Annotated in this window: 13 protein-coding genes and 1 tRNA gene; 12 read left to right on the top strand and 2 right to left on the bottom strand. The window is 59.0% G+C overall.

The genetic code is table 11. From position 1 onward, the window contains the following. Positions 1-22: 22 nt before the first annotated feature. The 7 genes from infB to H8F23_RS03565 all read left to right on the top strand — a co-directional run bounded on the left by infB (position 23) and on the right by H8F23_RS03565 (position 7,494). A complete protein-coding gene (gene infB, locus H8F23_RS03595) occupies positions 23-2,554 on the top strand; it encodes a translation initiation factor IF-2 (protein ID WP_095119526.1) in 2,532 nt (843 codons plus the stop codon). A gap of 159 nt (positions 2,555-2,713) precedes the next feature. After that, a complete protein-coding gene (gene rbfA, locus H8F23_RS03590) occupies positions 2,714-3,115 on the top strand; it encodes a 30S ribosome-binding factor RbfA (protein WP_016986495.1) in 402 nt (133 codons plus the stop codon). 4 nt (positions 3,116-3,119) lie between these two features. Next, entirely contained in the window at positions 3,120-4,037 is a 918-nt protein-coding gene (truB, locus tag H8F23_RS03585) for a tRNA pseudouridine(55) synthase TruB (RefSeq protein WP_093435771.1), read from the top strand. A 142-nt stretch (positions 4,038-4,179) separates the two neighbouring features. After that, positions 4,180-4,449, top strand: coding sequence for a 30S ribosomal protein S15 (rpsO, locus tag H8F23_RS03580; protein ID WP_011332409.1), 270 nt, complete (start codon positions 4,180-4,182; stop codon positions 4,447-4,449). A gap of 193 nt (positions 4,450-4,642) precedes the next feature. Beyond that, positions 4,643-6,748: a polyribonucleotide nucleotidyltransferase gene (gene pnp / locus H8F23_RS03575; RefSeq protein WP_007915263.1), complete on the top strand. Its 2,106-nt coding sequence runs from the start codon at positions 4,643-4,645 to the stop codon at positions 6,746-6,748. A gap of 128 nt (positions 6,749-6,876) precedes the next feature. Further along, positions 6,877-6,952: transfer RNA gene (locus H8F23_RS03570), tRNA-Thr, on the top strand. A 242-nt stretch (positions 6,953-7,194) separates the two neighbouring features. Then, on the top strand, positions 7,195-7,494 hold the full coding sequence (locus H8F23_RS03565) for a DUF6388 family protein (RefSeq protein WP_093435776.1): 300 nt from the start codon (positions 7,195-7,197) through the stop codon (positions 7,492-7,494). 51 nt (positions 7,495-7,545) lie between these two features. On the opposite strand, the gene nadC is transcribed toward H8F23_RS03565, so the two are convergent. Beyond that, positions 7,546-8,394: a carboxylating nicotinate-nucleotide diphosphorylase gene (gene nadC, locus H8F23_RS03560; protein ID WP_095125372.1), complete on the bottom strand. Its 849-nt coding sequence runs from the start codon at positions 8,392-8,394 to the stop codon at positions 7,546-7,548. A gap of 386 nt (positions 8,395-8,780) precedes the next feature. Here nadC and H8F23_RS03555 point away from each other — a divergent pair, with 386 nt between their 5' ends. From H8F23_RS03555 to H8F23_RS03535, 5 genes are all read left to right on the top strand, one after another. After that, positions 8,781-10,961: a DUF1631 domain-containing protein gene (locus tag H8F23_RS03555; protein WP_194933437.1), complete on the top strand. Its 2,181-nt coding sequence runs from the start codon at positions 8,781-8,783 to the stop codon at positions 10,959-10,961. Positions 10,962-11,025: 64 nt separating this feature from the next. Beyond that, positions 11,026-11,586 (top strand): 1,6-anhydro-N-acetylmuramyl-L-alanine amidase AmpD, encoded by a 561-nt coding sequence (ampD, locus tag H8F23_RS03550; RefSeq protein ID WP_194933436.1) that lies wholly within the window; start codon positions 11,026-11,028, stop codon positions 11,584-11,586. Next, positions 11,583-12,422 (top strand): regulatory signaling modulator protein AmpE, encoded by an 840-nt coding sequence (ampE, locus tag H8F23_RS03545; protein WP_194933435.1) that lies wholly within the window; start codon positions 11,583-11,585, stop codon positions 12,420-12,422. Before ampD ends, ampE begins: the two co-directional genes overlap by 4 nt. Before the next feature lie 227 nt (positions 12,423-12,649). Next, positions 12,650-14,680: a methyl-accepting chemotaxis protein gene (locus H8F23_RS03540; RefSeq protein WP_194933434.1), complete on the top strand. Its 2,031-nt coding sequence runs from the start codon at positions 12,650-12,652 to the stop codon at positions 14,678-14,680. Positions 14,681-14,927: 247 nt separating this feature from the next. Beyond that, positions 14,928-15,317, top strand: coding sequence for a hypothetical protein (locus tag H8F23_RS03535; RefSeq protein ID WP_093435799.1), 390 nt, complete (start codon positions 14,928-14,930; stop codon positions 15,315-15,317). On the opposite strand, the gene H8F23_RS03530 is transcribed toward H8F23_RS03535, so the two are convergent. Then, positions 15,318-16,094 (bottom strand): TatD family hydrolase, encoded by a 777-nt coding sequence (locus tag H8F23_RS03530; RefSeq protein ID WP_194933433.1) that lies wholly within the window; start codon positions 16,092-16,094, stop codon positions 15,318-15,320. Positions 16,095-16,096: the final 2 nt, after the last annotated feature.

Genomic DNA, 16,096 nt, shown 5'->3' with positions numbered 1-16,096 from the left:
CGCGGCCTGAGGAGAGAAGTGCATGACGCAAGTCACGGTGAAACAACTGGCCGATGAGGTCAAAACACCGGTAGAGCGCCTGTTGCAGCAGATGCGTGAGGCAGGTCTGCCGCACACCGCCGCCGAAGAAAATGTGACTGACAGTGAGAAGCAGTCCCTGCTGACTCACTTGAAAAGCAGCCACAAGGCGAAAGTGGAAGAACCACGCAAGATCACGCTGCAGCGTAAAACCACCAGCACCCTGCGTGTTGCTGGCAGCAAAAGCATCAGCGTTGAAGTCCGCAAGAAGAAAGTTTTCGTACAGCGTAGCCCGGAAGAAATCGAAGCCGAGCGCAAGCGTGAACTGGATGAGCGTCGCGCAGTAGAAAATGCTGCCCGTCAGAAGGCTGAAGAAGAAGCCAAGCAACGCGCCGAAGTAGAAGCGCGTAATCAGCCTGCTGCTGCGCAGAACGCTACCAGCGACGCCGTTGCGGCGCCGGCTGCAGTGGCCGAACCTGTTCGCGAAAGCGCACCGGTGGTTGCCGCTGCTCCAGCTCCGTCTGCTGACGTTCGCAACAAGCAGAACGAACAGCGCCGTCCGGACAAGCCACGTGCTGACGATAACAATCGTCGCAGCGGTGGCGGTGATGGCGAGCGCAAAAACGCTCCGCATCGCGCCTCGGTCAAAGAAAAAGCGCCGGCTCCACGCGTGGCACCACGCACTACCGACGAAGAAAGCGATGGCTTCCGTCGTGGTGGTCGCGGCAAGGCCAAGCTGAAGAAGCGCAACGCTCACGGTTTCCAGAGCCCAACCGGCCCTGTCGTGCGTGATGTGCAGATCGGCGAGACCATCACTGTTGGCGATCTCGCCAATCAGATGTCGGTCAAGGCTGCTGAAATCATCAAGTTCATGTTCAAACTGGGTACTCCAGCGACCATCAACCAGGTGCTTGATCAGGAAACTGCTCAACTGGTAGCTGAAGAACTGGGCCACAAAGTGACCCTGGTCAGCGACACCGCCCTGGAAGATTCCCTGGCCGAGTCCCTGAAGTTTGAAGGTGAGTCGTTCTCCCGTGCGCCAGTCGTGACCGTAATGGGCCACGTTGACCACGGTAAAACGTCCCTGCTCGACTACATCCGTCGTGCCAAGGTAGCTGCTGGCGAAGCCGGCGGTATTACTCAGCACATCGGTGCATACCACGTTGAAACCGAACGCGGCATGGTCACCTTCCTCGACACCCCGGGTCACGCCGCGTTTACCGCAATGCGTGCTCGTGGTGCCAAGGCGACCGACATCGTGATCCTGGTGGTTGCGGCGGACGACGGCGTGATGCCGCAGACCATTGAAGCTGTTCAGCACGCTGTAGCGGCTGGCGTTCCACTGGTTGTAGCAGTGAACAAAATCGACAAGCCGGGCGCCGATCTCGATCGCATCCGTAGCGAACTGTCGGTTCACGGCGTAACTTCCGAAGAGTGGGGCGGTGATACGCCGTTCGTTCCGGTTTCGGCGAAAGTCGGTACTGGCGTGGACGAGTTGCTGGAAGCCGTTCTGCTGCAAGCTGAAGTTCTCGAACTGAAAGCAACTCCATCGGCTCCTGGCCGCGGCGTTGTGGTTGAATCGCGTCTCGACAAAGGTCGTGGCCCGGTGGCAACCGTTCTGGTTCAAGACGGTACCCTGCGCCAAGGCGACATGGTTCTGGTCGGTTCGAACTATGGCCGCGTGCGTGCCATGCTCGACGAGAACGGCAAGCCAATCAAAGAAGCCGGTCCATCCATTCCTGTCGAGATCCTCGGCCTGGACGGTACCCCGGACGCTGGCGACGAGATGAGCGTGGTTGCTGACGAGAAGAAAGCCCGTGAAGTGGCTCTGTTCCGTCAAGGCAAGTTCCGCGAAGTCAAACTGGCTCGCGCTCACGCCGGCAAGCTGGAAAACATCTTCGAAAACATGGGTCAGGCCGAGAAGAAGACGCTCAACATCGTCCTCAAATCCGACGTCCGTGGTTCGCTGGAAGCGTTGAACGGTGCCTTGAATGGCCTGGGCAACGACGAAGTTCAAGTGCGCGTAGTCGGCGGCGGCGTCGGTGGTATCACCGAGTCCGACGCTAACCTGGCACTGGCTTCCAACGCTGTACTGTTCGGCTTCAACGTGCGTGCCGATGCTGGCGCACGGAAGATCGTCGAGCAGGAAGGTCTGGACATGCGTTACTACAACGTGATCTACGACATCATCGAAGACGTCAAGAAAGCCCTGACCGGCATGCTCGGCAGCGATGTTCGCGAGAACATTCTGGGTGTGGCTGAAGTGCGTGACGTGTTCCGTTCGCCGAAGTTTGGCGCGATCGCAGGCTGCATGGTGATCGAAGGTGTTGTGCACCGTAACCGTCCGATCCGTGTACTGCGTGAAGACATCGTTATCTTCGAAGGCGAGCTGGAATCCCTGCGCCGCTTCAAGGATGACGCTTCCGAAGTACGTGCCGGCATGGAATGCGGTATCGGCGTGAAGAGCTACAACGACGTCAAAGTCGGCGACAAGATCGAAGTCTTCGAGAAGGTTCAGGTTGCTCGCAGCCTCTAACTCGCGCACTTCAGGAGCCGTGATGGGCTGCCGCACTCAACGGTGCGGCGCATCACCCGGACTCTAAACGCAACGCCCGGTCTGGCTTTTGTCAGGCCGGGCGTTTGCCGCTTTCAGACCTTGCGGGTTTCACCGCAGGGCAGTAACAGGTAACAAATCATGGCAAAAGAATACAGCCGTACCCAACGTATCGGCGATCAGATGCAGCGTGAGCTGGCCCAACTGATCCGTCGCGAAGTCAAAGATCCACGTGTGGGTCTGGTCACCATTACCGCAGTTGAAGTCAGCCGTGACGTCGGTCACGCCAAGATTTTCATTACCGTGATGGGGCAGGACAACGCTGAAGACATCGCGCAAAGCATCAAGGTGCTCAATTCCGCCGCAGGCTTCCTGCGTATGCAATTGGCCCGTGAAATGAAACTGCGCAGCGTGCCGCAATTGCACTTCCACTACGACGAATCCGTTGTCCGTGGTGCGCACCTGTCGGCGCTGATCGAGCGTGCCGTGGCTGAAGACAATCAGCATCCGGTGGTTGCTGAACCTGAAGACACCAAGGAGTAATTCGGTGGCTCAGGTCAAACGTATCCGTCGTAACGTCAGCGGCATCATCCTGCTCGACAAACCGTTGGGGTTCACCTCCAATGCCGCGTTGCAGAAGGTCCGCTGGCTGCTCAATGCCGAGAAGGCCGGTCACACCGGTAGCCTCGACCCACTGGCCACCGGCGTTTTGCCGTTGTGCTTCGGTGAGGCCACCAAGTTCTCGCAATACCTGCTCGATTCCGACAAGGGTTATGAAACCCTGGCGCAACTGGGCAAGACCACCACCACGGCAGACGCCGAAGGTGAGGTTTTGCAGGAGCGCCCGGTGACCGTTGGTCGCGCCGATGTCGAAGCAGTTCTGCCGAAATTTCGCGGGCAAATCAGTCAGATACCGCCGATGTACTCGGCGCTCAAGCGTGATGGCCAGCCGCTGTACAAGCTGGCTCGTGCAGGCGAAGTAGTGGAGCGCGAACCGCGTTCTGTTACTATTGCGCGCTTGGAATTACTGGCCTTCGAAGGCGATACTGCGCGTCTTGCGGTGGATTGCAGCAAGGGCACCTATATTCGCACCCTGGTGGAGGATATCGGTGAGCAACTCGGTTGTGGTGCGTACGTCGCTGAATTGCGTCGTACCCAGGCCGGGCCTTTCACCCTGGCGCAGACGGTTACCCTCGAAGAGCTTGAAGCGGTACATGCCGAAGGCGGCAACGAAGCGGTTGATCGCTTCCTGATGCCATCGGACAGCGGCCTGCTGGATTGGCCGTTGCTGCACTTCTCGGAAGCGAGCGCGTTCTACTGGCTCAACGGCCAGCCGGTACGTGCCCCGGATGCTCCGAAGTTCGGCATGGTACGGGTACAGGATCACAATGGTCGCTTCATCGGTATCGGTGAAGTGAGCGAAGACGGGCGCATCGCGCCACGTCGTTTGATTCGGTCAGAATGACCGGAACCGGCCTGTGTAACAGCAGGTCGGCGAGTGTGGCTGTTAACAGGCACGGTCACGACTCATTTATAGATACAGGGATTTGTCCCTGGCCTGTTGAAGCTGTTTCCCTGAAACAGTTTCCTGATAAAAGGATTGCCTCATGGCTCTCGACGTTCAAGAAAAAGCTCAAATCGTTGCTGACTACCAGCAAGCTGTTGGTGACACTGGTTCGCCAGAAGTGCAAGTTGCACTGCTGACCGCCAACATCAACAAACTGCAAGGTCACTTCAAGGCCAACGGTAAAGATCACCACTCCCGTCGTGGTCTGATCCGCATGGTAAACCAGCGTCGCAAGCTGCTGGACTACCTGAAAGGCAAGGACGTGAGCCGTTACAGCGCTCTGATCGCTCGCCTGGGTCTGCGTCGCTAATCAGCGATTGCGCTATGAGGTTGGTGGTCTGCAAGACGTCCGCGGTTTACCGCGGTCGCCTTGCAGGCTCCCAGCCTCAAGTTTTATCTGGATACACGTTTTACCCCGGACAAGGGTTGGGCCGATTCCCGACATTGCCCAAGAATTCGCAAGAAACCAGTTCCCCCAAGAGCCACAAAGAAGGTAGGACACCGTGAACCCGGTAATCAAAAAATTCCAGTTCGGTCAATCGACCGTTACCCTCGAGACTGGCCGTATCGCCCGTCAGGCCTCCGGCGCAGTATTGGTCACCGTTGACGACGACGTCAGCGTATTGGTGACTGTAGTCGGTGCAAAACAAGCCGATCCGGGCAAGGGCTTCTTCCCTCTGTCCGTTCACTACCAGGAAAAGACTTACGCTGCCGGTAAGATCCCTGGTGGTTTCTTCAAGCGTGAAGGCCGTCCTTCCGAGAAAGAAACCCTGACTTCCCGACTGATCGACCGTCCGATCCGTCCGCTGTTCCCAGAAGGCTTCATGAACGAAGTGCAGGTTGTCTGCACCGTCGTTTCCACCAGCAAGAAAACCGATCCGGACATCGCTGCGATGATCGGTACCTCGGCTGCCCTGGCCATCTCGGGCATTCCGTTCGACGGCCCGATCGGCGCCGCTCGTGTAGCTTTCCACGAAAGCACCGGCTACCTGCTGAACCCGACTTACGAGCAGCAAGCTGCTTCGAGCCTGGACATGGTCGTTGCCGGTACTTCCGACGCCGTACTGATGGTTGAATCGGAAGCCAAAGAGCTGACCGAAGACCAGATGCTGGGCGCGGTACTGTTTGCTCACGACGAGTTCCAGGTGGTGATCAACGCCGTTAAAGAACTGGCTGCCGAAGCTGCCAAGCCGACCTGGACCTGGGCGCCTGCGCCAGAAGCCACCGAACTGCTGGGCGCTATCCGTGCCGAGTTCGGCGAAGCGATCTCCCAGGCTTACACCATCACCGTCAAGGCCGACCGTTACGCGCGTCTGGGCGAGCTGAAGGATCAAGTCGTTGCCAAGCTGTCCGGTGAAGAAGGCCAGCCTTCGTCCAGCGAAGTCAAAGCCGCTTTCGGCGAAATCGAATACCGCACCGTTCGCGAAAACATCGTTAACGGCAAGCCACGTATCGACGGCCGCGACACCAAAACCGTACGTCCGCTGAACATCGAAGTCGGCGTTCTGCCGAAGACTCACGGTTCGGCGCTGTTCACCCGTGGTGAAACCCAGGCTCTGGTCGTTGCAACACTGGGTACTGCCCGTGACGCACAACTGCTGGACACCCTGGAAGGCGAGAAAAAAGACCCGTTCATGCTGCACTACAACTTCCCTCCGTTCTCGGTGGGCGAGTGTGGTCGCATGGGTGGCGCTGGTCGTCGTGAAATCGGTCACGGCCGTCTGGCCCGTCGTTCGGTTTCGGCCATGCTGCCGGCCGCTGACGTGTTCCCGTACACCATCCGTGTCGTTTCGGAAATCACCGAATCCAACGGTTCGAGCTCGATGGCTTCCGTTTGCGGCGCTTCCCTGGCCCTGATGGATGCTGGTGTGCCGATGAAGGCGCCGGTTGCCGGTATCGCGATGGGTCTGGTTAAAGAAGGCGAGAAATTTGCCGTCCTGACCGACATCCTCGGTGACGAAGACCACCTGGGCGACATGGACTTCAAAGTAGCCGGTACCGCCAAAGGCGTTACTGCGCTGCAGATGGACATCAAGATCAAGGGCATCACCGAAGAGATCATGGAAATCGCTCTGGGCCAAGCCCTGGAAGCGCGCCTGAACATCCTCGGTCAGATGAACCAGATCATCGGCCAGTCGCGTACCGAACTGTCGGCCAACGCTCCGACCATGATCGCGATGAAAATCGACACCGACAAGATCCGTGACGTTATCGGTAAAGGTGGCGCGACCATCCGTGCGATCTGCGAAGAAACCAAGGCTTCGATCGACATCGAAGACGACGGTTCGATCAAGATCTTCGGCGAAACCAAGGAAGCGGCTGAAGCAGCACGTCAGCGCGTTCTGGGTATCACCGCTGAAGCCGAGATCGGCAAGATCTACGTCGGCAAGGTTGAGCGCATCGTCGACTTCGGCGCATTCGTCAACATCCTGCCGGGCAAGGACGGTCTGGTGCACATCTCGATGCTGAGCGACGCTCGCGTAGAGAAAGTGACCGACATCCTGAAAGAAGGCCAGGAAGTGGAAGTGCTGGTACTGGACGTGGACAACCGCGGCCGTATCAAGCTGTCCATCAAAGACGTGGCAGCGGCCAAGGCTTCGGGCGTTTAATCACCCCCAGGCTTTAGCGCAATGAAAATGCCCCGCCGTGAAAACGGCGGGGCATTTTTTTGTCTGCGAAATATCGGACATTCTGTGAAGTTGCCGGACTTCAAGACCGGTGCTAGGTTTAGCCCACCGCCCGTGTAGCTCAGCCGGTAGAGCAGCGCACTCGTAACGCGAAGGTCGCAGGTTCGATTCCTGTCTCGGGCACCACCTTCTTCATCACTCTCACTTATCCCCATGTGGATTTATGTTCCGCAGGTCAGCTTTTTGTGGGAGAGATGTAAAGACCCGTGTAATTCGTCATGCAAACGTCCTATATTCGGTGCCTGCATGAGCATCGCTTAGCAGTTTTCAGATGATCCCGAATGGTTCCGAAGGCCGGACAAATCCGCGTCAGAGAGATCCTTGATGATCCAGATCCATCCTCCATTCTTACGATCAGCGAGAACGCCATGACCGAATTAACTCAAGAGCAACGTCACGTACAGGCGCTGGAAAAGTACAAACTCGACGCCCCGCAGCTGTTGGAAGAGATCAAGGATCTCAGTCCCGATGATCAGAAAGATCAGATTCAGTGGGCCTTCGAAGACGAGGCTGAAGCCCAGGGCCTGCAGCCGTGGGAACTGACGCTCAAGTACACGAGTACGCCGGAGGAGTTCGAGGCGCAGCGCCTTGTGCTGCACAAAGAGGCGGCCGAAGTGCTGGGTGTCGAGTGGGAAGAGTACTGCGAGATGAATAATCTGGTGGTCTGAAACAAAAACGCCAGCCTCAACCGGGCTGGCGTTTTTTATTGCGCGAAGTCTTCAGAGGCTGAGGCGCATCGACAGATCCACCGCTTTCACATCCTTGGTCATCGCACCAATCGAGATGTAGTCCACCCCGGTTTCGGCGATCGGCAGCAGCGTGCTTTCGTTGATGCCACCGCTGGCCTCCAGCTTTGCCTTGCCGCCATTCAGGCGCACAGCTTCGCGCATATCGTCCAGACTCAGTTCGTCGAGCATGATGATGTCGGCGCCGGCGGTCAGTGCTTCTTTCAGCTCATCCAGACTTTCCACTTCGACTTCCACCGGTTTGCCCGGCGCAATCTTGTGCGCGGCGGCAATGGCTTGTGGAATGCCACCGCTGGCGGCGATGTGGTTTTCCTTGATCAGGAACGCGTCGTACAGACCGATGCGATGGTTATGGCAGCCACCGCAGGTCACCGCGTATTTCTGCGCCAGACGCAGGCCCGGTAGGGTTTTGCGGGTGTCGAGCAACTTGACCTGAGTAGCGCCGACGAAATCCGCCAGGTACTGCGCGCGAGTCGCCACACCCGATAGCAGTTGCAAGAAGTTCAGCGCACTGCGTTCCCCGGTCAGCAGCGAACGGGCCGGGCCTTCCAGATGAAACAACGGCTGATTGGGTTTTACCCGCTCACCATCGACCACTTGCCAATGCACCGCGACCCGTGGATCCAGTTGACGAAACACGGCATCGACCCACGCCGTGCCGCAGATGACGGCGGCATCGCGGGTGATGATGGTGGCTTTGGCCAGACGTTCGGCCGGGATCAGTTGCGCGGTGATGTCGCCGCTGCCGATGTCTTCGAGCAACGCACGGCGCACGTTGGCTTCGATTTCGGCGGTCAAATCGGCGAGACGTAGATTCGGCATAACGGGCTCCACAAACAAAGTGGTTCGATTATAGGGGCATGGCGCGAGCCAACCCAAGGCGAGAAAGCGCGTGCTTGCCTGCATCCGGTCGATTTTCTTTGAGCAAAACTCGCCCGGACAGGGTCATTGAGAGGGCATAGGGGAAACCCTGACGACTATGGCGCCGTGGGCAAGTTATGAAAGATAATCCGCCTTGCATTTGACGTCATAGCTTTGACGTGCAATGCGGCCGAAGTTGTTGAGACCTGTGGGAGCGAGCTTGCTCGCGAAAGCGCAGTGTCAGTCACCAACCATGTCACTGACAGATCGCCTTCGCGAGCAAGCTCGCTCCCACAGGAGGCTTATGTTGCAAGTGACCGAACGAATCACCGTTTCAGGAGGCTTGGATGCACAACGACGGGAAAGTGGTGCCTTTGCACAAGGGCGCTATCGATCAGGCGAATCACTCGCCGCTCGCCCGCCTGCCTGTGATTCTGCTTCAGGTTCGCGACAAGGCTGCCCAGCAACTGCGCCACGGTTTACAGGAGCTGTTCGATAACGCTGACGACACGCTGTTTGAAATGGCCGACCGGGCGCGCAACGACGTCGAACAGAACATCTTCTTCGAAGCCATGCGCGACCTGCGCCTCAAGCGCAAAAACATCGAGCGTGGCTTCCTTGAGCAATTTTTCGAAGCCTTCGTCGGCCTGACGCAATACGACCCCACGCACAACACGCTGCCGCACGCCCTGATCTACGACGAGCTGGCACCGCGCAGCGACGACATGGAGCGCAGCGTGGCGGTCGAGACCATGGTCGGTCGCGTGCTCAAGCGTGACGGCTTCGCCCTCGATCAACTGACCGCGCGCCTTAACGCGCTGCTCGGCAACACCCTCGACGATCAGCACAACCCGCTCGGCCCGGCGCAGCTCTGCGAGTTTTTCCTCCAGGCCGGGCGTAATCTGGGCGTGGAGATCAAGGTCAAGCTGATCCTGCTCAAACTGTTCGAGCGCTATGTATTGGCCGACACCGAACAGCTTTACGCCGAAGCCAATCAATTGTTGCTCGCCACCGGTGTGTTGCCCGAGTTGAAAGCGGCCCCTGCACGTCGCTCAATTGATCGTGCGATCGCCAATGTGCACAGTGAGGAACGCGACGACACGCCGCCCGTCGACGAAGGCGTGCAGGAGGTTTTCGCCGCGTTGCAGAAGTTGCTCGCGCAGGTGCGCGGCAGTGTCGCGCCGACGCTGGAACCCAGCGTCGCGGCGCAACCGATTTCCTCCCGCGACCTGCTCCGCCTGCTCTCGCATTTGCAACAATACGTGCCGGCGCTGGCGGCGCAGGATGACTTTGATCTGCGCAATCAGCTCGAACAACTGTTGACCCGAGTCAGTGTCAGAAGCGGCAAATCGCGGATCGTCGGCGATGCGGACGAAGACGTGATCAACCTGATCGCGATGGTCTTTGACTGCATTCTTGAAGACCGTAATGTGCCTGATTCGCTTAAGGCCCTGATTGCCCGGTTGCAGATCCCGATGCTCAAGGTCGCGGTACTCGACAAGAGTTTCTTCAGCCGCAGCACCCATCCGGCGCGGCGCCTGCTCAACGAAATCGCCGCGGCGGCCATGGGCTGGGGCGATTGCGACGGTGAGGCACGCGACAGCTTGTACCTGCGTATCGAACAAGTGGTGCAGCGCCTGCTCAACGATTTCGTCGACGACCCGGCGATTTTCTCCGAGTTGCTGGCTGACTTTCTCGCCTTCACCAGCGATGAACGCCGCCGCAGCGAACTGCTTGAACAGCGCCTGCGTGACGCCGAAGAGGGGCGAGCGAAAACCGAACTGGCGCGGCGCCGGGTCGAACGCGCGTTGAATCAAGCGCTGCTGGGCAAGACCCTGCCGCCGACCGTGGTCACCTTCGTTCAGGACGCCTGGAGCAAAGTATTGCTGCTGACCTGTCTCAAGCATGGCGATCAGTCCGCTGAATGGCAGGCCGATGTGCAGACCATGGAGCAGCTGATCTGGAGTGTGCAGCGCCATGACGACGCTGAATCCAGCCTGCGCTTGCTGGCGCTGGTGCCGGGCTTGCTAAAGGCACTGCGTGATGGTCTGAGCAGTTCGGCGTTCGATCCATTCGCCACCAGCGAGTTTTTCAGTGAGCTGGAAGCCCTGCATGTGCGGGTGCTGGAGCGCTCCGAGCAGGCCGATCAGGCTTTGCCCATGGTCGAGGTGTCGCAACAGATCATCCTGCAAACCGCTGATGAAGGCAGCGCGGCGTTGACCTCGGTACGTTTGCCTCACGACGCCGCCGGTCTGCGCCAGGTCGAGCAACTGCGTCTTGGCAGTTGGGTGGCGTTTCAGGAAGACGATGAAAACAGTCTGCGCTGCAAACTCGCGGCCATCATCGAAGTCACCGGCAAGTACGTATTTGTCGATCGCACCGGGATGAAGGTGCTGGAGCGCAGCCGCATTGCGCTGGCCTTGGAATTCGAGCGGGGTGCGGTGCGTACGCTGGACGACACCTTGTTGTTCGATCGCGCGCTGGAGTCGGTGCTGGGCAATCTGCGACGACTCAATCGCGGCAAGTGATCGCGCGCCGGGGGCCGATCACGGCATACTGGGCGCCAACACAGTCGGCGTTGAAGGAATCGGTATGCAGTTGGATCCCGCTAGCGGGTGGTGTCACGGGGTGCAGGTCTGCCCATCGCCCAACTTCAATGAGCGCCCGGCGGGCGAAATTTCCCTGTTGGTCATCCACAACATCAGCCTGCCGCCGGCGCAGTTCGCCACGGGCAAGGTGCAGGAATTTTTCCAGAATCGTCTGGATGTCACCGAACATCCCTATTTTGCAGGGATTGCCGACCTGCGCGTCTCGGCGCACTTTCTGATTGAACGTGACGGCAAGGTCACCCAGTTTGTCTCCTGTCTTGAGCGGGCGTGGCATGCCGGCGTGTCGGTCTTCGATGGACGGGAAACCTGTAACGATTTTTCCGTGGGCATCGAGCTCGAAGGCACTGATGATCTGCCGTTCACCGACGAGCAGTATCAGGCGTTGACGGCGTTGACCCGCCAGTTGCAAAGCGCATTTCCGGCCATCACCGGCGCCCGCATTTGTGGGCACAGCGACATAGCACCCGGGCGTAAGACCGATCCTGGCCCGGCATTCGACTGGGCGCGTTACCGCGCGGCCCTGGCACAAGAGGAAGGACAATGAGTTTTCTGGTGTTACTGCTGGCGTTGTGGATCGAGAAGTTTTCGGCCCTGCGTCATCGGGTTCAACGCGATGGCGGATGGATCCGCGAACTGAACAAACTCGAGACCAGCGCGCGGCTGGCCAGACAGCCCTGGTTGGTGCTGACGATTCTGGTGCTGTTTCCGGTGGCGTTGCTGGCGCTGTTGCTAGTGGTGCTGGAACCGGTGGCCTACGGCTTGCTGGCCTTGCCGGTGCATTTGCTGGTGGTGATTTACAGCTTGGGGCGCGGCGATTTGCTCGGCGGTCTCGGACCATTCCGTGATGCCTGGCGGCGTGAAGATCTGCAAGCCGCAGCGCATGTGGCCAAGCGCGATCTGGATATCTGCGCCGACAGCGGCGAGCAGTTGCTTGAAAGCGTGCAGGGGCATCTGCTGTGGCAGGCCTATCAGAGCTTTTTTGCGGTGATCTTCTGGTATTTCGTGCTCGGCCCGGTGGCGGCTTTGGCGTATCGCCTGTTGGCGCTGGCGCAGGAGCACGGCCAGAACCCGGCGCTGGTCGAGCGCGCGGCGCAACTGCGGCATGCCTTTGACTGGCTGCCGGTACGCTTGCTGGCGGCGAGTCTGGCGCTGGTCGGCAATTTTGTCGCGGTCAGTCGGGTGATGCTGCATGAACTGCTGAACTGGAACATCAGCGCTGCGCAATTGATCAACCGGGTCGGTCTGGCGGCGGGGGAGATTCCACCTCCCGTGGTCGGTCCGGACGGCATCAACACCCTCGATTGCCTGTGGGAATTGCTCTTGCGCGCGGCGGTGCTGTGGTACGCCGGGTTTGCCTTGTGGACCGTCTTGATCCACTGATTTCATTGATTTAAACAAAGATCCGAAGATCGCAGCCTGCGGCCGCTCCTACACAGGGATTGTGTATTTCCTGAAGGAGCTGCCGCAGGCTGCGATGTTTTTTCGTTAACCTTAAGTTACAAAACCTCCCTCCGATTTGAGCTATACAGAGATGGCGCTCGATAGTGGCTATCTGCTGTCGCCCCGCGCCTGCCAATAAAAACAAGAAAAACCAAGGGAGACTTCCAGTGAAGAGCTTGCTCTATCCCGCCGTCTCGCTGATGAACCGTCTGAGCTTCGGCATGAAGTTCAGCCTGATCAGCGTGCTGTTTCTGGTGCCGATGCTGGTGACCAATTTTTATCTGGTGCGCGATTCCTATCGGGAATTCCAGGGCACTCGGGTCGAGCTGCAAAGCCTTGATCTGCTGGGCAGTAGCCTGGCCCTGCGTCGGGATCTGGAAACGCTCAACAATCTGGTACAGATCAACGTCACCCTCGGCCAGTCCGGTAAGGCCGGGAATATCGAGGCGCAAATCACTACGCTCGAACAAGCGGTTCTGGCACGCCTGCAAGGGCTGACGGCGATGACCGAGGATCCCGAGCAGATTCAGGTCTTCGACGGTAAACGCGATGAAATGATTGCCGCGTTCAAGGCCCAGCAAGCGGAAAACTCACTGCAGAGCAAAAGCGCGTTGATCAGCAAAGTGCTCGCCAGTGCGCAGATTTTCAGCCAGATCATCACCAGTCAGGCCGGCCTGAGCCGCGACAACCAGAGCGATATCCGTCAGCTCAGCGAACTGGTCACCCTGATCACGCCGAGCGTCACGCAAACACTCGGCGAAGGCCGGGCCATGGGCTCGTATTCGCTGGGCCAGGGTTTTCTCAACAGTTCATCGAGTACGCGTTTTGATGAGTTGCTGGTGCAGATCGAAAAACTCCAGGCCGAGTACGGTCTGAAGCTGCAGGACGCCCTCGGCTCGAGCAAAGCCGCGCGGGAAAACCTCAGCACGGCGGCCGACAGCAGCAAGGCCTCGCTGAAACAGGCTAGCGAACTGTTCGAGGAACAGGTGGTGATGGCCGACACCCTCGATGCGCCTTGGCAGGCGTTTTACGATCAGATCACCACGCTGATCGACAGGACTTACCAGCTCAACGAAGCCACCCTCAAATTCCTCGACACGCAATTGCAGCAGCGTCTGGCGCAGAACCGCACACACATGGTCTTGCAGGCGGTGGCGCTGTCGGTGGTGTTCGTGCTGATTTTCTATCTCTACGGCGGTTTCTACGCCTCGACCCGCACCACACTGAAACGCCTCGGGGCGATGATGGACAAGGTCGCGGCCGGCGACATGACGGTCAACTTCAAAGCCAATAGCCGCGATGAGCTGGGCGAGTTGGGCGAAGTCTTCAATGGCACGGTGAGGAAGATTCACGACTTGATCGAGCGCGTAGGTCAGACTGTCGCTGAGGTCGAGCGCCAGGCCGGGCAGGTTGAAAACGTCTCTGCGCAGAGCAATCAGGCGGTCGCCGGGCAACGCACGCAGATCGAGCAAGTGGCGACGGCGATGAACCAGATGTCGGCGACTTCACTGGAGGTGGCGCGCAGTGCGGCGGCAGCGGTGAGCAGCGCCCACAGCGTCAATGACGAGACCATCAGTGGCCGTGGCCTGGTCGAGTCGCAGCAAGGCAGCATTGCCGCGCTGGCCAGCGAAATCGACCAGTCGGTGTTGGTGATCAACCAGTTAGCCAGCGACAGCCAGTCGATCAGCCGCGTACTGGAAGTGATCAAGAGTATTGCCGAACAAACCAACCTGCTGGCGCTCAACGCCGCGATCGAAGCCGCCCGTGCCGGTGAGCAGGGGCGCGGTTTTGCTGTGGTGGCCGATGAAGTACGCACCTTGGCCAAACGCACCCAGCAATCAACTGAAGAAATCGAACAGATGATCGCCAAGCTGCACGGCGGCGTCGGGGCGGCCGTGAAAGCCATGGGCGTCAGCCATCAGATGGCCAATGGCACGGTGGGGCAGTCGGAAAAAGTCCAGCAGGCGCTGGAAAACATCCTTGGTGCGGTCGGTATGATCGTCGATCAGAACCAGCAGATCGCTGCTGCAGTTGAACAGCAAACGGCGGTGGCCCACGACATCGATCAGAACATCGTCGAGATCAACCGTGCCGGCGAGCGTACGGCGCAAGGTGCGCACCAGACCGAAGACGCCAGCCGGGCGCTGTCAGCCCAAGTGGTGGAGCTTAAACAGCTGATCAGCGCGTTTCGCGTCTGAGGCACGCACGAAAAACTGTGGGAGCGAGCCTGCTCGCGAATGCGATCGGTCAGTGACATCTCTGTCACCTGATACACCGCCTTCGCGAGCAGGCTCGCTCCCACAGGGTTTTGGGTTTTGTCAGAACCCTTTGTAGTACTTCTTCACTTCCGGCCGTAAGCCCAATCCTGTTTCCCTTCAGACTCTGGTATTTCCCCATCAATGGGCCAGTATCCATACCCAATCGTTCGCATAGAGGATGGCGCTCATGTCTGCCGCAACCTTGGGGGTTCTGGGCCGTTGCGCTCATTGCCAGACCACGCTGCTGCTCAAACCCTGGCAGCTCAATGCCATCTCGATCAATGAACCGTTTACCTGCGAGCATTGCCAGAAAGCGCTGGAGCTGCGATGCCCGCAACAGATCAAGCGCTTCAAGTCGCTCGACTCACTGGCGTTGCTGCGTTTCAGTGCTTCGTTGACGGTGTGCACCGCGCTGCTGGTGGCGCTGGTGATGGAATGGGTGGGACTGCTTAGCGTCACTGAGCAACTGAACGCGTCACTGATCACGATCTTTGTGTACTTCGTGGTCGTCCGTTATGCGCGCCAGCGGCAACACCTGACGCTGATTCTGGAGGCGGCCAAGGCGCACGCCGACTGATTACCAGCCAAATACTTCGCAGCTGTTGGCGGTACTGGCCGTGGCCAGTTGTTGCGGGCTGATATTCATCAGTCCGGCCAGCGACTCGCAGATCGCCGGCAAGTGCGCCGGGCTGTTGCGCTGACCGGGAAACATCGCAGGTGCCATGTCCGGTGAATCGGTTTCCAGCACAATCGAATCCAGTGGCAGTTCCGCCAGCACCCGATGCATGCGCAACGCTTGCGGCCAGGTCGGAGCGCCGCCGAGGCCCAGTTTGAAACCGAGTTTGATGTATTCCCGCGCTTCTTCACGGCTGCCGGCAAAGGCGTGGATGATCCCCGCGCGTTTGAGCTTGAAGCGCTTGAGCGTTGCGATCACCGCCGCGTGGCTGCGTCGCACATGGATCAGCGCCGGCAACTGAAAGTCTGCGGCCAGTTGCAGTTGCGCCTCGAACAGCGCCTGTTGCCGCTCGCGGTCGAGGGTTTCGATGAAGTAATCCAGACCGATCTCGCCCACCGCACACAATTGCCGACGACCGCGCAATCGCGTCAGCCAATCACCGAGCGCCGATAAATCTTCGGGTCGATGCTGATCGAGATACACCGGATGCAGGCCGAATGCCGCGTACAAATCGACATCGCTCTGCACCAGATCCCACACCCGTTGCCAATTGCCCTCATGGACGCCCAATACCACCATCCGCCGCACCCCGAGGGCGCGGCTTTCGGCGAGCAACGCTAAGCGATCGGCGTCGAAGTCGGGGAAGTCGAGGTGGGTGTGGCTGTCGATCAGCTCCACGG

The sequence above is a fragment of the Pseudomonas neuropathica genome (assembly GCF_015461835.1).
Lineage (GTDB): Bacteria > Pseudomonadota > Gammaproteobacteria > Pseudomonadales > Pseudomonadaceae > Aquipseudomonas > Aquipseudomonas neuropathica.
This window is presented reverse-complemented; position numbering and strand designations above follow the sequence as displayed.

What these genes read in the sequence shown, in the direction of transcription:
- infB (WP_095119526.1), top strand. Translation starts at nt 23, where the DNA reads ATGACGCAAGTCACGGTGAAACAACTGGCCGATGAGGTCAAAACACCG.
- rpsO (WP_011332409.1), top strand. Translation starts at nt 4,180, where the DNA reads ATGGCTCTCGACGTTCAAGAAAAAGCTCAAATCGTTGCTGACTACCAG.
- H8F23_RS03555 (WP_194933437.1), top strand. Translation starts at nt 8,781, where the DNA reads ATGCACAACGACGGGAAAGTGGTGCCTTTGCACAAGGGCGCTATCGAT.
- ampD (WP_194933436.1), top strand. Translation starts at nt 11,026, where the DNA reads ATGCAGTTGGATCCCGCTAGCGGGTGGTGTCACGGGGTGCAGGTCTGC.
- rbfA (WP_016986495.1), top strand. Translation starts at nt 2,714, where the DNA reads ATGGCAAAAGAATACAGCCGTACCCAACGTATCGGCGATCAGATGCAG.
- ampE (WP_194933435.1), top strand. Translation starts at nt 11,583, where the DNA reads ATGAGTTTTCTGGTGTTACTGCTGGCGTTGTGGATCGAGAAGTTTTCG.
- H8F23_RS03535 (WP_093435799.1), top strand. Translation starts at nt 14,928, where the DNA reads ATGTCTGCCGCAACCTTGGGGGTTCTGGGCCGTTGCGCTCATTGCCAG.
- nadC (WP_095125372.1), bottom strand. Translation starts at nt 8,394, where the DNA reads ATGCCGAATCTACGTCTCGCCGATTTGACCGCCGAAATCGAAGCCAAC.
- H8F23_RS03565 (WP_093435776.1), top strand. Translation starts at nt 7,195, where the DNA reads ATGACCGAATTAACTCAAGAGCAACGTCACGTACAGGCGCTGGAAAAG.